Origin of the sequence: Paenibacillus sp. CF095, assembly GCF_900101225.1 — a bacterium.
GTDB lineage: Bacteria > Bacillota > Bacilli > Paenibacillales > Paenibacillaceae > Paenibacillus.
Genome location: NZ_FMZN01000001.1, coordinates 4,202,415 through 4,218,095, shown reverse-complemented (window position 1 = coordinate 4,218,095; position 15,681 = coordinate 4,202,415). Strand labels below are relative to the sequence as shown.

Below are 15,681 nucleotides of genomic sequence, written 5' to 3'. Positions count from 1 at the left end.
AGGAATAATTTAACTTATATTCAACATGATGTAGACATGAAAGTTACTGAAAAATCTTGAAAATAATGTACGGAACACCAGGTTGAAACTATTGGAGGTTGAGTATGAGTTCATTTAAAAGCTGGTTAAATTCAACAAAACAAGGACTTGAAGAGCAAGTCAAAAAGTTTAAAAATAAAGATTTTATGGATGCCGTGGTTGCAGGATGTGCACTGGTTGCTTTTGCAGATGGTTCCATTGACGAAGCGGAAAAGAACAAGATGGCCGGTTATATCAACCTGAGTCAGGAATTGAAAGTATTTGATATGGCTGAAGTGATTACACGCTTTAATCATTATGTCGCGAACTTTGAGTTCTCTCCAGAGATCGGGAAGCAGGAAGCGCTGAAAGCCATTGGGAAATTCAAAGCCAAGCCGGATGTAGGACGCGTTATTGTGGGCGTATGCAGTGCGATTGGTTCAGCTGACGGCAACTTTGATGATCAGGAGAAAAGAGTCGTTGCCGAGATATGCATCGTACTTGGACTGAACCCGAGTGAATTCAATCTCTAAGCAGCTATTTACATATGAAGGGAGGTGAAAATCAGTGGCAAGCATTAATTTGGTCAAAGGACAGAAAATTGATTTAACCAAAGGCAATGCAGGACTTACTGAGGTGATTGCTGGCCTCGGTTGGGACCCGGTAACTGCCAAAGGTTTCTTTGGAAGAAAAAAACAAGCGGATATCGATTGTGATGCATCGGCGATCATGTTGAATGAGGAAGGCAAGTTGGTCAAGGATTCCAACCTGGTTTGCTTCCACAACAAGCAAAGTGCATGTCGTTCGGTTATCCATTCAGGTGACAATTTAACAGGACAGGGAGACGGTGACGACGAACAGATCAAAATGGATCTGTCCCGTATTCCTGCTGATGTTCATAAAGTATTAATCGTTGTTAATATCTATGATTGTGTCAATCGCAAGCAAGATTTTGGCATGATTGAGAAGGCTTATATTCGTATTCTGGATGGTAAAAATTCCAGTGAGCTCGTGAAGTTCAATCTATCCGATAACTACACAGGTTCAACAGCGTTGATCTGTGGTGAATTGTATCGTCATGGAGGCGAATGGAAATTCTCGGCAATTGGAGAGGGTTCCCATGCGGTACATATCAATGAACTCGCTCGCAGGTACTCCTAAGTACAAGATTTAACCTAAATCGACAATAATCCTGATATTCATATGTCACGATAATACAATACACTTAAATAAGCGAGGATGATCATACGATGGCAATTAATCTTTCTAAAGGTCAAAAAATCGATCTGACTAAAACGAACCCAGGTTTGACAAAAATCACAGTAGGTTTGGGCTGGGATACCAATAAGTATGATGGCGGAAAAGATTTTGACCTGGATGTATCGGTATTCTGTGCCAATGCAAACGGTAAAGTAGAAGGCGAGAAAAACTTCATCTTCTTCAACAATCCACAAAATGAAAATGGTTCTGTTGTTCACACCGGTGACAACCGTACAGGAGATGGCGATGGTGATGATGAGCAGATCAATATCGACCTGCCTAACGTACCCGCAAATGTAGAGAAAATTGCATTCTCTATTACGATCTACGAAGCTACAGAACGTAGCCAGAACTTTGGACAAGTCTCCCGTGCTTATGTGCGAATCGTCAATGAAGCAAACAACGAAGAACTGATTCGTTTCGACCTGGGAGAAGACTTCTCCATTGAAACGGGTGTAGTTGTTGGTGAATTGTATCGTCATAACGGTGAGTGGAAGTTCAGTGCCATTGGTAGTGGTTACCAGGATGGATTGGTTGGATTGACACGCGATTACGGTTTGCAATAGGACGTACAGAACGACTTACAGGATGGGAAGAACCGTCTCCTGGACGGTTCTCCTTTTCATTTAATCACATATTTTGGAAAGGTGGAAAAACAAATGACGATCAGTCTTGCCAAAGGACAACGTATTGACCTGACTAAGACGAATCCGGGCCTTACCCGTGTGGTAGTTGGTTTAGGTTGGGACACAAACAAATATAGTGGTGGAGTCGATTTTGACCTGGACGCTTCGGCTTTTTTGTTGTACGAAGATGGAAAAGCCAAAGGTACGGATGACTTTGTTTTTTACAACAATCCAAGCGGCGGTGCGGGTTCAGTGACACATACCGGTGATAATCGTACGGGTGAGGGTGACGGCGATGATGAGCAAGTTGTCGTTGATTTTAGCAAAATCCCTGCGCACATTCACCGGATCGGAATTACGGTAACGATCTACGATGGAGATGGACGAGGGCAGAATTTTGGACAAGTCTCCAATGCTTTTGTTCGTGTTGTAGATGCTGCAAGTGATCGGGAAGTGCTTCGGTTCGACCTCGGAGAGGACTACTCTACAGAAACAGCTGTGGTGTTCTGTGAGTTTTACCGTGCAGGTGCGGACTGGAAATTCCAGGCGGTCGGCAGCGGCTTCACAGGTGGACTATCTGCTTTATGCAAAAATTACGGACTGGATGCACAATAACTTGGCATAGAAAGGTGAGTCTGCTATGGCAATTTCTGTCGTGAAAGGCCAGAAGAGTGATCTGACCAAAACCAATCCGGGCTTGTCCCGTCTAACGGTAGGCATTGGTTGGGAGGCAGCCTCGGGTGTGGAGCTGGACACATCAGCATTCCTTCTGGGTTCAGACAATAAAGTGGCTGGAGATGAGGATTTTATCTTTTATAATCAGCCCTCTACCTCGTTCATCACGTATATGGATGGTGGACAGGTTGGTGGCGAGAAGAAACAATTCGCCATTGATCTTGGCAAAATCCCTGCCCGAATTGAGAAAATCGCCTTCAGTCTGACGATTCATGATGGGGAAGCACGACGCCATCATTTTGGACAGGTTCAGCATGGTTTTCTACGGTTTGCCAATGCAGCTACAGGTCAGGAAGTGATGAGATATGATCTGGGAAGCGGTTTTACAGTAGAGACCGCGATTGTCATCGGTGAATTGTATCGTCATAACGGAGAATGGAAGTTCAATGCGATAGGGTCGGGTTTTGCAGGTGGTTTGGATGCACTCTGCGCTAACTTTGGTGTGGATGTGGATGGTGGATCGGACCCTGCACCAACGACTTCAACCGTTCCTCCGACAGCTTTACCGACTCCACCACCCCCGGTGCCCGCACCAGAACCGACGCCTTCTCCTGTGAATTCGATCAATTTCAGCAAAATTGAATTGAAGAAGAAGGGGGACACCATTAACCTCAAGAAAAATGCGGGGGGACTTGGTGAAATCCTGATTAACCTCAACTGGAATCAACAGGGTAGCAAAGGGTTATTTGGTCGCAGCAAGAGTGTGGATCTGGACTTGGGCTGCCTGTTCGAGATGAAGGATGGTACACGAGATGTGATTCAGGCCTTGGGACAAACGTTTGGTTCACTGAACCGTTTCCCTTACATTGCACTGGATGGGGATGACCGGACGGGATCGGTTAAGACGGGAGAGAATCTGCGGATTAATGGTGCCCGTATCTCGGAAATTGAGCGCATCTTGGTATTCACCTATATTTATGGTGGTGTGGCCAACTGGTCTCAAGTAGACGGTGTGGTAACTATCCAGCAGAAGGACGGCCCGGATATCATTGTCCGAATGAATGAATACGGGAGCCCGCTTGGCATGTGTGGTATCGCGATGTTACGCAATGTGAACAATGAGACATTCAGTATTGAACGAATCGTGCAGTTCTATAATGGGCATCAGGCGTTGGACGAGGCTCATGATTGGGGAATGCAGTGGGTTGCGGGAAGAAAGTAATCATTTGTATTTATTCAATATATAAACGCTGTATCGGTCAGCACCATTGCAAGGATACTGTTGACCAACGTTATCCTCGATAATAGACCATCAATCCCTCCAGACTAAGGAGGGATTGGTTTTTATGCCCCGACAGCTGGAATCAACTATTGCAGATTGGCTATTGCCAAAGGTGCGAGGAGGAGACAATCCTGAAATATTTTAACTTTTTGAGTCTGGAAGAAGAAGATACTTTATTTTTCTCTTCACCCGTCTCGTTCAATCACCGGACATCCAAAGATCTACTGGCATATGCTGTTGGGGCTGCTTTATATATGCCCGCGACGCGCACACATATCGCGGACGACATTATGAATGGTAAACATGAGGGTCTGACGACCATTATTATTGATCTGGAGGACGCTGTGGGTGACGACCAAGTAGAGTTTGCCGAGCAGTGTCTGGTACAGCATCTAACTCAACTGATGACTTATATGGAGACAGGCATGCTGAGTCAGGATCAAATGCCTCTTCTGTTTGCTCGTGTACGTTCACCACAACAGTTGGAACGTCTCATTGATACGTTGGGAGAACTGGTGTCCATGCTGACAGGCGTGGCATTGCCCAAGTTTTGCGTGGACAATGGAAGAGCTTATTTTGACCAGATCCGCAAGTATAATCAACGGAAACCGGATCATTATCCCGTTCTCTATGGAATGCCTATATTGGAAACGGCTTCAATTATATATCGGGAGACACGTTGGGAGACCTTACTGGGCCTTCGAAACATCCTCGATGAAAATGTTGAATATGTACTCAATGTACGCATTGGCGCGACCGATTTCTCCAGCCTTTTTGGACTACGCCGAAGCCCGGAATTGACCATATACGATATCGCCACGATCCGTGACTGCATCTCGGATATTATCAATCTGTTTGGTCGGATGGACAAGCCGTATGTGATCTCGGGTCCTGTCTGGGAATATTTCAGTCAGCGGGAGCGCGTGTTCAAACCTCAATTACGACAGACTCCATTCGAAGAAACCCTTGGCAAATCAGGGCTGCATCTGAGAATGAAATATATTACGAACACAATGGATGGATTGATGCGTGAAGTCATGATGGACAAGGAAAATGGAATTGTAGGCAAAACGATCATTCATCCTTCTCATATTAAGCCCGTACAAGCGATGTACGTTGTTACACATGAGGAATATTCCGATGCACAAGACATCATCGCCCGTAATGACGGTAGCCTGGGTGTGTTCAAAAGTAATTACTATAACAAAATGAATGAGATTAAACCACACTTGAGCTGGGCGAATCGAATTCTAATCCGATCACAAATATATGGGGTGTTACATGAACAGCAGCATTTTGTCGGGCTCTTGCCCAAGCATGAGCAACAACATAACTACGTTCCCAATTCTTGATCAATTCAGTCTGAACGTTCAGGTTACACATAACCCGCTGCAACTTCCACTAGAATCTCTATTTTCCATGGCCGCACGAATCAATAAGAAACGTTCATTTCTGTTTGTAAGCAGACTGCTGGGCAAGCACATCCCGGTTAACCCGTATACCTCGCTTCTGAGCGGCGCGGCATTGGCTGTTCTGTTATATGAGCACCTGACTGAAAAGACGGAAGAGACGAAAGTTCAGATCACCGAGTGGAAACGGGAAATGGTCGAAGGATTGATTGATCCCAAGCAAGCCCGGCAAGTGTACAACATGCTGTTGCAAGAAAGCTTGAGTTTGCCGGAAATAATTCGTTTTGTTGGTTTTGCCGAGACCGCTACAGCGCTGGGCCACAGCATGTATGAGATGTTTGCTGATCAAGCTTCCTATATTCACACCACTCGCGAATATGTTCCAGCGATGCATCCAGATATTCAATTTGAAGAAGAACATTCCCACGCGATGGCTCATCGTTGTTATGCGCTGGATCATGAAGCCTTTGCAGGAGAGGGCCCGATTGTTCTGGTGGATGACGAGATTACGACCGGTAAAACCACGTTGAATATCATTCGGGATATTCAGGCCAGATATCCACGGAAGCAATATGTGATTGCTTCACTGTTGGACTGGCGTACGGAAGCGGACGAGAATCGATTTGCCGAGCTGGAAGCTGAACTGGGAATTACCATTACACCGTTAAGCCTGTTGAAGGGCCGCATTGAAGTGGTGGGTACTCCACAGTTGGAACCAACACAGCAAGATGAGCAGCTATCCCATCCTGCCGTAACGCTTCAGACTTCTATCGTTGCAGATGCCTTCCATCAGCTTCATGCCACTTCGGAGGATGGTGAAGGTAAACGTAGCACAGCCAGCTATGTCCAGCATACGGGCAGGTTTGGTATGCAATCCCGACATAATGGCGTATTACGTCAGGAGATTAGCCGGATCGCAGAACGACTTCGGTCGCAGCGTGAGGGAGAACGGACGTTGGTGATGGGAACAGGGGAGTTCATGTACATTCCAATGCGTGTTGCTGCCGAGATGGGAGAAGGCGTGTTGTATCAATCGACTACCCGCAGTCCAATCCATACACATCCGGCTCCAGGATATGCTGTTCGTAGTGGTGCCGGATATGCCTCACCGGAAGACGCATCCGTTCGTAACTTTATCTATAACATCGCCCCGGGACAATATGATGAGATTTTTGTTCTGCTGGAGAGACAGATGTCCGAAGAACGAATGGAACCGATGGTGAAGGCACTTGAGCAGTTGGGATGCGGACACATTCATATTGTGTATTGCGGCTTGCCAGAGAAGACAGGGGACAACGAGCAATGAACTTAACTACACTGGAGCTAATCAGACAACGTGAGATTCAGTCTCCCGAACCGATGGGCAGTTATGCTGCATCGGACGTTGTTTTCCTACTGAAGGATATCAGCCATGTAGATCTGGAAAAGGGAACGGGTGAACGGGAGCAAGCGATCCAATCCGGGGTTCATTATTCGGAGATGCTGCCCGTGGAATATCAGCCCACAAAAGAATACATCGAGCTGTTCCATCAGACGCTGGAACAATCCGCTGCAAGAATCGCTCGTCATACCGCCATTGTGGCTGAGAAGATTGTAGAGCGCAGGGGACTGAATCTGGTGCTGGTATCTCTGGCTCGAGCCGGAACGCCTGTAGGCATCCTGATCAAGCGTTATATTGAATTGAAATACAAGGTGACGATTCCGCATTATAGCATTTCGATTATTCGTGGCAAGGGTATGGACGAGAACGCAATTTTATATATTTTACAGCAGCATGGTCTGGAAACTGCCATTCAATTTGTAGACGGGTGGACAGGCAAAGGGGCTATTCGCAAAGTGCTGAAAGAGTCCTGTGACCAAATGGAACGGACTTATGGTGTAAGCCTCGATGATGATCTTGCCGTGTTGGCCGATCCGGGGCAATGCTCAGGCACCTTTGGGACGAGGGAAGATTATCTCATTCCTAGCGCTTGTCTGAATTCCACTGTCTCTGGACTGGTGAGTCGCACAGTACTTCGCGTTGATCTGATTGGGCCGGCAGATTTTCACGGGGCCAAATGGTATCGTGAATGGTCCTCTGCGGATGTGTCGACCCAATACGTGGATACTATTGCTCAGCATTTTCAGCAAATGATAGATCTAGCGGAGATTCAAACGGAGGACAATGCTACTGGTACTTCGGAAATTACCTGGAAAGGTTGGCAGGATATCGAGTCCATCCAGCAATCCTTTGGCATTGCGAACATCAATCTGATCAAACCTGGAATCGGAGAAACAACCCGGGTGTTATTGCGTCGCGTCCCCTGGAAGATTCTTGTGGACCGTCTGGATAATCCGGATTTGCAACATATCATGATGCTCGCCAGAGACAGAAATGTGCCGGTTGAGGTATATCCGGGATTAACCTATTCCTGTTGTGGCATTATTCAATCCCTGGGAGGTGGAGGAGAATGATGATCTACGCAAGTGATCTGGACCAGACGCTGGTGTACTCCCGTCGTGCGCTCCGTATTCCCGAAGATACACCGGGACTTGTTCCCGCAGAGTGGATTAACGGCAAGTTGTCCGCTTTTATGTCAGCATATGCACTGGAGCGGTTGCAGTCTTTGCCACAAGACATTGTATTTATGCCTGTGACGACACGTACCGTGGAGCAGTACCGGCGCATTCATATTTTTCAGAGCGAATGTATTCCGAAATATGCGGTGACGAGTAATGGTGGCAACATTATTGTTGATGGTCAGGTAGACGATGAATGGAACTTGCATATTCGTTCTTTGCTTCGTCAGCAGGCAGCTACTCCTGAAGAGATCCTGGATTTGTTTGACGATGTACTGAGCCCGGAATGGGTGATTAATCAGCGATTGTGTGATGAGCTGTTCTTTGCATTGCTGATCGAACGTGACAAGCTTCCTATGGAGCGCATTGCGGACAAGATTCGGGTGTTAGAGACGCTTGGATGGGAGAGTTCGATTCAGGGTCGGAAGCTCTATCTGGTACCTTCGGCCGTGAACAAACGAGCTGCAGTGGAGCACATTAGGCAACGCATTGGCGATGTGCCTGTAATTGCTTCGGGCGATTCCTTGCTGGATCGCTGTTTGCTGGACTTTGCGCAGCATGCTATTGCTCCGTCCCACGGAGAGTTACATGTGGAGAGACAGCGTGTACCTGAGCAAGTACCGTATCAATTTACGAAACAATTCGGTGCTTTTGCAGCAGATGAGATTCTCGATTACGTCCACCGTATTCATAACGATCAACAGACCCAGATAGACCATGCCGAGATAAGGGAGACCGTATAAATGAAAAAAATGAAGATTTACTTCAACCGTTGGTTCTCTGTAACGTATCATTATATGAATGCGATTCGGGACAATGAGGACGGCATGGAATTTGAGATCTACGGTACTCATCCTGATCCGGGACATATGGCATTACAGGGCTGTGATGTTGCGGAAGTTGAACCGCGTGTAACGGGCCGGGAATATGTTGATTTTTGCCTCGACTTTTGCCGTCGTCATCAGATTGATGTGTTTATTCCACGCTGGAACATGCTGGACATCAGCAGACATATCTCCCTGTTCGAAGAGATCGGTACACGGGTTATCGTATGCTCGGACACGGAATTGCTGGAACAATTGATGGAGAAAGACCGGTTCTATGAATCGGTGCGTGAGAAAGGCATTATGGAGATTCCGGATTATTTCACGGTCAGTAATGCTGCACAATTCCAGCATGCCTATGAGGCGCTGCGTGCACGTGGACATGATGTATGCTTCAAACCATGTAATGGTGAGGGCGGCATGGGATTCCGGGTGATCAACAATGAGCGTGATCCGTTGCAGGAGTTGTTCGGATACGCGCTTAACTCCATTTCGTATGAAGATGCCCTGCGTGCGTTCTCTTCTGCTCCGTCCTTTCCCAACGTCATGGTGATGGAGGTACTGGAAGGATATGAATACAGCATTGATTGTCTTTCGGACCGCAATGGGAAACTATTAACGGCTATTCCACGTAGAAAAGAAAGAGGACGTTTGCGTTTGCTTGAAGAAAACGAGGAATTGCTGGCGATTGCCCGCAATGTGGCAGAGGTATATCGGATTCCTTATAATTTTAATATTCAGATGAAATATCGCAAGGATACACCGAAGCTGCTGGAGATCAATCCGCGTATGTCGGGTGGGTTGCACATGTCTTGTCTGTCCGGCGTGAACTTCCCTTATCTTGCGGTCAAGTCTGCACTTGGCCATGATATTGGACCACTTCATCCGAAGTTTGGCATACTGGGAAGTCATATCGAACAGCCATTTATAATCGACGTTCAGAAGGTAAGCGGAGTACACCACGTCTAGCTGAGAATTTTCCTCAACATTGACACCTTCTGGATGGTTTTTTTACAATACGGATGAGAGGTTATTCAAAAAGTCCACTTTTGATTACGAATAATGCCTTATGGCATCATCAGCATCGAAGTTGAAATTCAGCCGAAATAAGCGGGAGGCTTACGAAGTATGTTTCCTATGGAAACATTGTGGTTGCTCACGTAGTTTTCCTACGCTCCGCTACTCCATTTCTATCTTCATTCCATCTTCTCGGTACTGAAAACCAGACTTTTTGAATATGCACTGTATGTGTTGTTAAGGCAGGAGGACAAGTAATGTTACGGAAAACGAAGATAGGTATAGGCGCATTGGTCGGTTATGGTCTCGCGGCAATTTCGAGTCCCTTTCTACCGGATGTCATCACGTGGGCAATTCCGGCACTGGCAACTGTGGTCGGGGGACTGATTCCTTCACGTTCCACACCACGCACACAGGTCGAAGGTTCGTCATCAGCCCCTGTACCCATTACAGATATCGGCAACGAACCATCCCGCTTGAATGGTGGACAAGCGCCAAGCACAGTGCCAACAGGGGCAAGAGAAGCTTCTCTGGCTCAGCCCCATTCGAGCTCCACTCCCGCACAACATGCGGGTTCAGAACAAGCGAAGCCTTCCCGCACCGAACCAGATCCTGTATTTGATCCAGTGATTGAATACCTGGAGGTTCTGGAGGATATGATCATCTCTGAAGGTCAGAAGAACGAGCTGGATAATGAGATCGTGGAGAAATCATTGGCGTTGTTTGCCCGTCTTCAGCGTGTGATTCCTTCCCTTCAGGAGTTAAACAACGGGGATATTAACCATACGGTGCGCAGACTGATTTTGAAAGACCTGAACGGTTTTATTAATCCATTTCTGCGTTTAAGTGGAGAAGCCAAACGCAATAATCGGCGTATGCTGCTGAATGGTCTTCGAGACGTAGATTCCAAGATATCGGATATTGTATCAACGATTGAACATAAAGACTTAATGGAGCTTCAGAACAAAGCGGAACTAATACATCAACGGTATAACAGCTCTGAATTATAGGAGGGATTGGCATGGCAACGGAATGGGCTCAGTTGAAGCAGGAAGATGAGCAACGGATTAATCAGGAAGCAACGCAGCTTATTCAGAAAGTGTCCCAAAGTGATCCGGCTCACCTGGATACCTTAATGGATGATATCGGCAAGTTGGGGGTGAAAACACAAGAGAGAGCAGGACAGACTCTCAAGCTGCTTGATCGTCCAGTCAATGAACTGATGTCCGGGAATCGGGCAGAGGTATCCAACATGATCCTGAAGCTCCGTGATGAATGTGAGAGTTTGCAGCAGAGTAAAAATGTGAGTTTTGTCGGGAAGTTGTTACGTAAAAGCCCGCTGAAAAACTATGTATACCGTTATCAATCCGTTCGCACGAACATTGATGCCATCATTAACGGGTTGCGGGACGGCAAGGACAACCTGGAAGAAAGCATCGTGAACATGCGTCAATTGAAACGTTCTTCCATTCAGGAGATTTACAATCTGCAGACCAAAATTTCCTTCGGTAATCAGTTGAAAGCATTGTTTGAAACCGAGATTGCCAAGCCTGAGAACGAGAATCGTAAAGCACATCTGGAGCGTGGGTTGCGCAAAGTGGTAACACGTACCCAATCCATGACAGAGATGATCATGCTGTACAATCAGGCGATCGCAGCTACCGACATTATTAATGATAACAATGACAAGCTGATTGATTCCGTTAATAACGCCATTGATAAAACAGCGAATCTGATCACCGTTTCGGCCATGATTGCTATGGCTCTTAATGATCAGGAGAAGGTCATTTCTGCTGTGGAAGCTACGAATAAGACGATTGAAGATCAATTCAAGGAGAACGCCAGGTTGTTGAAGACAACAACAGAGAAAACGAATGAACTGTTGTCCAAACCGGCCATGTCTCTTGAAGCGGTCAATCAGGCGATGGGTGATCTGATGTCTGCGCTGGATCTGTCCGAGCAGTCTAATCGCCGGATCATCGAGAGCTGTAATGACTATACCAACAAGATGACAACTCTTAACGCCAAAATGAGTGATCGACTGGGTCTGGAAGGGCCGAAGGCTCCTGCTATTCCGGAGAAAAATAAACCGGATTCCAGCGCATTAGGATCTTTCTTGGATTAGGGTAATAGGGTAAGACTCGCTGTATATCGTATCAAGATTGCTACATGTATTTATTTTCTACGAGGGACGCTGAGTGCGTCTCTTTGTTTCATTTATTTGATAGAATATAGCTAAAATCTGGGGTTGTGCGAAGGAGCTTGCTGAACATGCTGGACTTTTCATTTGAGATTATTGATGAGACCAAGATTAATATTCAATACAAATATGGCAGTGAGTTCTTTAACTTTAACCTGTATTATGCAAACGGGGAGTGGACACTGCATCCATTTGACGGCATACTAATTCAAAATCGTGAAATGTGCAGTCTGATTGTGTCTGAACTGCTCCGTAACAAAGATTTTCATGTCATGTTGGCCAAAGAGAAAATCATCTTATCACAATTGCGCACCAGTGTTAACCTCCAGTCCAATGAGCCGGATGAATGGGTTGCAGATCGAAGAAACGCAGATTATTCCAGTCATGATGATGAGTTGATGGATTACATAGGGAACCACAGTTTCGAAGACATATTACAGCTTGAGCAAGAACAGATTGAGGCCAGAGTGCAATTCTTCCAACAGATCATTCAGAGAATGTTTATGGAAGGACTTGGACCTGAGGATACCGATTTTATCAAAGTTCAGGCCGTGATTCGGATATATAAAGAGACGTACGATCGCCTGGGCGAGTTGAATGATGACTGGCGGGGTGAGCGTGGACGTAGAAGATGGTAGGATGTAAAGTTGAAAAAAGGTTCATCAGCCATAGGCAGATGAACCTTTGTGTTGTTTTGATACTCAAGGGAGATGAATGGTTTGGATATGATCGGTATGCATAATTAAAGAAGTTCCATCTGCTTCTACCAACGCAAGCAAGTGGCTATCTGCACTCTTCAATAAGCCTGCTCGGTAAGGCTTGCAACCGAGGTTGAGTACAACAAGTTCACCTATCATTTTATGAAGTTGCTGATCAAGTGTACGGGAGAGTGACATGGATGAGGGTTGCATAGGGAAATGTTGTTTACTAAGGGAGTAGGGTGTGCTGTTAGTAGGAGAAGGAATAATATATTTCAGATGATTAATGGAAACATAGATAGAATGATATAACGGAGAGTAGAACATAAAGTAGTCATTCATAATATTGGTAATATACCCATGCAATGTTTTTCCTCCGATGGAGATTTCACTAAATCGTCCACGGGCATTCATCAGTATTTTGCGGTAAGAGATGTTGGTGTGATCCATCTCGGGGTCAGGTGTTGGCACAATCATACTTGAATCATCTGCTGTGCCGACATGCATGGATTGAACATGATGAAGTGGAATATAAACAAATCGCTGGTTTCCGTAGACTACAATCAGATCCTGGCCTACATCAATGATCTCACCCTGGATCGGTAGTTTACAGCCAGATAGCTCCAATTCGACGGATTTACCCAGCCAATGCGTAAGAAGTTCCACAGTATTCCTCCTCTCAATAGAGAATAGATGTCCAAATATAGAGTGAAATTAGGCTAACAATTAGACTGATTGGTATCACAATAAAGGTAACTTTCATATACTGTTTCCAGGAGATTCGAATATAATGGGTCTTTAATATATACATCCAAATTAACGTTGCCAAGGTGCCAATAGGCGTCAGCAAGGCTCCGATATCACTTCCCAGAATGTTCGCAAGATATGCAAGATGCATTTGAGATTCACTTAGTGGAAGATCTGTAACAGCAAAGGTCCCAATCATGACGGAGGGCAAATTGTTGAATAGATTGGAAAGCAGAGTGAGCATTAACCCCGACACAGCAATGATGCTGGCATTTCCTCCTTCTATTATCGGTTTCATCCACTGAATGATCGATGCGGTCATACCTGCGCGGTGAAGACTATCTACAATAACATAAATACTGAAGGCAAAGAGTAGAATGTGCCAAGGCGTTTGTGTTATCACATCTTTGAGTCCAGTCCGAGTGCGATACCAACGCACAGCGAGCATGAGAATAACACCAGTGATTGCAACTACCTCCATGCGTATACCGACTTGCTCAGCTAGAAAATATCCTGCACGGATAAAGACAACGATACCAATACAGACACGGAACAACCACCAGTCTACTTTATTCTCGGATTCAGTTGTCTGTAGCGGATGATATCCTGAACCTGATGAAGGCTGCAGGGATACAGGGAAATGATGAATAACTTTGGGAATACTTCTGCGAAAATAATAGAATAGCAGTACGGTCATCACCATAATCGCAAGCATGGATGGCACAAACATCATCTGAGTATAAGTATTCAGATTTAAGCCAACCATTTGCAAAGCAATCAGGTTAGCCAGATTACTAAGTCCAATTGGCGCACTGGAAGCCGTAGCGATGAGGGCACCGGAGATCAGGTAGGGCAACTGTTGATGCATTTTCAGACGAAGTATAGAACAGATTCGAATAATAATCGGAGTTGTGATCAGAATGCTGCCATCATTGTTGAAGAAGATGGTCATGAGAAAACAAAGTAATAGAATTAGCCAGAACAATCGAAAGCCGGAACCTCTCGCTTTCTCAATCATATTCAAAGCGATCCAGCGAAAAAAACCGATGCTATCTAGAATAATCGACATGACAATGGTAGAGAGAATTGTTACGGCTGCACCAGATACGATCCCGAAGATTCCAACAATGTGAGCATAGCTGCTCACTCCAGTTAAAATAAGAAGAAGGGCGCCAAGCGAGGTGGGTATAGATTCATTCAATCCGCCAGGACGCCACATCAGGAAAATGACAGTGATGATAAAGACCCCGAAGGTTAACCACAACTGGTAGTCAGGCATTTACTGTGATTCACCTCCCAGGGGGAGAAGTCCTGACGAAGCCTGAAGCAGATGTTCATGGGATGGAGTGGGCCTTCCCGGTGCAACGATCCAGTAAAAAGGCACACCAATCAAGACTAATGCGACGAAGATCAACATGATAATTCCCCCCTTTAAGCTGGTAAATAACTTAGTTTTCAGTTTATTTCAGTTACTTCTTTTTACCGCCGGATTTGTTGCCACGGGACTGGTTGCCTTGATTGCCTCGCGACTTGTTACCACCAGATTTATTTCCTTGGGATTGGTTGCCTTGAACTCGTTGCCCCTGAGAACGATTGCCTTGATTGTTCCGTGACTTGTTGCCGCCGGACTTATTACCCTGGGATTGGTTCCCTTGAGCTGCTTGGTTCCCTTGAGAACGGTTGCCACGCGACTGGTTGCCTTGAGCCGCCTGATTACCTTGGGCTGCTTGGTTCCCTTGACTTGTATTACTACTGTTATTGTTATTGTTGTTGTTGTTGTTGTTCCCACCACCACGTACGAGGGATACAGATTTCACATGTTGCATCGGAATACGAACAATCTCCTGATTTTTCAAAGCCATGATCAATTGGTTCTGGTTGGCATCGGCCAGGATGCCTTCGACTTTTTCAGGTCCTCCCCGGTTAATCTGAACACGGCGGAAGCGGAGTGCTTGCATTACGCCCAGAAACGTATTGGAAGGAATTGGGTTCCCCATGGCTGCATTTCGGTTACCACCGGAACGACCTGTATCTGTTATACTTTTGACATGTGATTCATTAACGTAGACAATCCCTTCTTTGCAATTCATTGCCATATAGTCCCAGCGTACGTCCGTAAGTGTACCTTGTACTGAATCAGGTCCTCCCCGGTTAATCTTAATCTCTCTTCCCAACAAACCTCTCATTCCTTGACCATTCATAGACATTGTGTTTGACCCCTTCCATGATATAAGTTCAGATGGACAAAAATGGTGGATGTGATTGTGATCCCTTCCATTCGTCATTCGTGTCTGTCTGTAGTTTAAGCATATGTGACATGCCTCTTGGAGGGACTAGCCAGTTAACTATATTTATATTATTTTGGC

Annotated in this window: 17 protein-coding genes; 13 read left to right on the top strand and 4 right to left on the bottom strand. The window is 45.8% G+C overall.

The features are described from left to right. The first annotated feature begins 104 nt into the window (after positions 1–104). The 13 genes from BLS69_RS18655 to BLS69_RS18595 all read left to right on the top strand — a co-directional run bounded on the left by BLS69_RS18655 (position 105) and on the right by BLS69_RS18595 (position 12,508). Positions 105–551 carry a tellurite resistance TerB family protein gene (locus BLS69_RS18655; RefSeq protein ID WP_036606259.1) on the top strand — a complete coding sequence of 149 codons (447 nt, stop codon included), beginning with the start codon at positions 105–107 and terminating at the stop codon, positions 549–551. A 34-nt stretch (positions 552–585) separates the two neighbouring features. Continuing rightward, entirely contained in the window at positions 586–1,179 is a 594-nt protein-coding gene (locus BLS69_RS18650) for a TerD family protein (RefSeq protein ID WP_062837433.1), read from the top strand. 89 nt (positions 1,180–1,268) lie between these two features. Further along, positions 1,269–1,844: a TerD family protein gene (locus BLS69_RS18645; RefSeq protein ID WP_091015801.1), complete on the top strand. Its 576-nt coding sequence runs from the start codon at positions 1,269–1,271 to the stop codon at positions 1,842–1,844. 93 nt (positions 1,845–1,937) lie between these two features. After that, positions 1,938–2,519: a TerD family protein gene (locus BLS69_RS18640; protein WP_036606267.1), complete on the top strand. Its 582-nt coding sequence runs from the start codon at positions 1,938–1,940 to the stop codon at positions 2,517–2,519. 25 nt (positions 2,520–2,544) lie between these two features. Beyond that, a complete protein-coding gene (locus BLS69_RS18635; protein WP_091034393.1) occupies positions 2,545–3,801 on the top strand; it encodes a TerD family protein in 1,257 nt (418 codons plus the stop codon). 191 nt (positions 3,802–3,992) lie between these two features. Next, positions 3,993–5,213 (top strand): HpcH/HpaI aldolase/citrate lyase family protein, encoded by a 1,221-nt coding sequence (locus BLS69_RS18630; RefSeq protein WP_091035150.1) that lies wholly within the window; start codon positions 3,993–3,995, stop codon positions 5,211–5,213. 67 nt (positions 5,214–5,280) lie between these two features. Next, complete coding sequence (locus BLS69_RS18625) at positions 5,281–6,576, top strand: phosphoribosyltransferase family protein (protein ID WP_341131763.1); 1,296 nt, start codon at positions 5,281–5,283, stop codon at positions 6,574–6,576. Then, on the top strand, positions 6,573–7,724 hold the full coding sequence (locus tag BLS69_RS18620) for a cysteine protease StiP family protein (protein ID WP_091034387.1): 1,152 nt from the start codon (positions 6,573–6,575) through the stop codon (positions 7,722–7,724). The genes BLS69_RS18625 and BLS69_RS18620 overlap by 4 nt, the downstream gene beginning before the upstream one ends. After that, the gene (locus BLS69_RS18615) at positions 7,724–8,572 is read left to right on the top strand and encodes an HAD family hydrolase (protein ID WP_091035147.1); all 849 of its coding nucleotides are present in this window, start codon (positions 7,724–7,726) and stop codon (positions 8,570–8,572) included. The genes BLS69_RS18620 and BLS69_RS18615 overlap by 1 nt, the downstream gene beginning before the upstream one ends. Next, positions 8,573–9,622: an ATP-grasp domain-containing protein gene (locus BLS69_RS18610; protein ID WP_091034385.1), complete on the top strand. Its 1,050-nt coding sequence runs from the start codon at positions 8,573–8,575 to the stop codon at positions 9,620–9,622. A 305-nt stretch (positions 9,623–9,927) separates the two neighbouring features. Next, positions 9,928–10,680 (top strand): hypothetical protein, encoded by a 753-nt coding sequence (locus BLS69_RS18605; protein ID WP_091034382.1) that lies wholly within the window; start codon positions 9,928–9,930, stop codon positions 10,678–10,680. Positions 10,681–10,691: 11 nt separating this feature from the next. Continuing rightward, positions 10,692–11,795: a toxic anion resistance protein gene (locus BLS69_RS18600; protein WP_091034379.1), complete on the top strand. Its 1,104-nt coding sequence runs from the start codon at positions 10,692–10,694 to the stop codon at positions 11,793–11,795. Between the two features lie 146 nt (positions 11,796–11,941). Then, a complete protein-coding gene (locus BLS69_RS18595; RefSeq protein WP_091034376.1) occupies positions 11,942–12,508 on the top strand; it encodes a hypothetical protein in 567 nt (188 codons plus the stop codon). Between the two features lie 63 nt (positions 12,509–12,571). Here the strand turns inward: BLS69_RS18595 and BLS69_RS18590 are convergent, their stop codons facing one another. From BLS69_RS18590 to BLS69_RS18580, 4 genes are read right to left on the bottom strand one after another with little or no spacing between them, the layout of a single operon-like run. Then, positions 12,572–13,234, bottom strand: coding sequence for a DUF2642 domain-containing protein (locus BLS69_RS18590; RefSeq protein ID WP_091034374.1), 663 nt, complete (start codon positions 13,232–13,234; stop codon positions 12,572–12,574). A gap of 13 nt (positions 13,235–13,247) precedes the next feature. Then, complete coding sequence (locus BLS69_RS18585; protein WP_091034371.1) at positions 13,248–14,594, bottom strand: arsenic transporter; 1,347 nt, start codon at positions 14,592–14,594, stop codon at positions 13,248–13,250. Continuing rightward, positions 14,595–14,732 carry a hypothetical protein gene (locus BLS69_RS32195; RefSeq protein ID WP_161799422.1) on the bottom strand — a complete coding sequence of 46 codons (138 nt, stop codon included), beginning with the start codon at positions 14,730–14,732 and terminating at the stop codon, positions 14,595–14,597. It lies immediately after the preceding gene. A 52-nt stretch (positions 14,733–14,784) separates the two neighbouring features. Next, positions 14,785–15,522: a hypothetical protein gene (locus BLS69_RS18580; RefSeq protein WP_091034368.1), complete on the bottom strand. Its 738-nt coding sequence runs from the start codon at positions 15,520–15,522 to the stop codon at positions 14,785–14,787. Between the last annotated feature and the right edge of the window lie 159 nt (positions 15,523–15,681).

Bases quoted from the DNA above. Each gene is read 5' to 3' on its own strand.
- BLS69_RS18635 (WP_091034393.1), top strand. From the start codon at position 2,545: ATGGCAATTTCTGTCGTGAAAGGCCAGAAGAGTGATCTGACCAAAACC.
- BLS69_RS18620 (WP_091034387.1), top strand. From the start codon at position 6,573: ATGAACTTAACTACACTGGAGCTAATCAGACAACGTGAGATTCAGTCT.
- BLS69_RS18585 (WP_091034371.1), bottom strand. From the start codon at position 14,594: ATGCCTGACTACCAGTTGTGGTTAACCTTCGGGGTCTTTATCATCACT.
- BLS69_RS18640 (WP_036606267.1), top strand. From the start codon at position 1,938: ATGACGATCAGTCTTGCCAAAGGACAACGTATTGACCTGACTAAGACG.
- BLS69_RS18580 (WP_091034368.1), bottom strand. From the start codon at position 15,522: ATGTCTATGAATGGTCAAGGAATGAGAGGTTTGTTGGGAAGAGAGATT.
- BLS69_RS18625 (WP_341131763.1), top strand. From the start codon at position 5,281: ATGGCCGCACGAATCAATAAGAAACGTTCATTTCTGTTTGTAAGCAGA.
- BLS69_RS18605 (WP_091034382.1), top strand. From the start codon at position 9,928: ATGTTACGGAAAACGAAGATAGGTATAGGCGCATTGGTCGGTTATGGT.
- BLS69_RS18645 (WP_091015801.1), top strand. From the start codon at position 1,269: ATGGCAATTAATCTTTCTAAAGGTCAAAAAATCGATCTGACTAAAACG.
- BLS69_RS18655 (WP_036606259.1), top strand. From the start codon at position 105: ATGAGTTCATTTAAAAGCTGGTTAAATTCAACAAAACAAGGACTTGAA.
- BLS69_RS32195 (WP_161799422.1), bottom strand. From the start codon at position 14,732: ATGTTGATCTTCGTCGCATTAGTCTTGATTGGTGTGCCTTTTTACTGG.
- BLS69_RS18600 (WP_091034379.1), top strand. From the start codon at position 10,692: ATGGCAACGGAATGGGCTCAGTTGAAGCAGGAAGATGAGCAACGGATT.
- BLS69_RS18615 (WP_091035147.1), top strand. From the start codon at position 7,724: ATGATCTACGCAAGTGATCTGGACCAGACGCTGGTGTACTCCCGTCGT.
- BLS69_RS18595 (WP_091034376.1), top strand. From the start codon at position 11,942: ATGCTGGACTTTTCATTTGAGATTATTGATGAGACCAAGATTAATATT.
- BLS69_RS18610 (WP_091034385.1), top strand. From the start codon at position 8,573: ATGAAAAAAATGAAGATTTACTTCAACCGTTGGTTCTCTGTAACGTAT.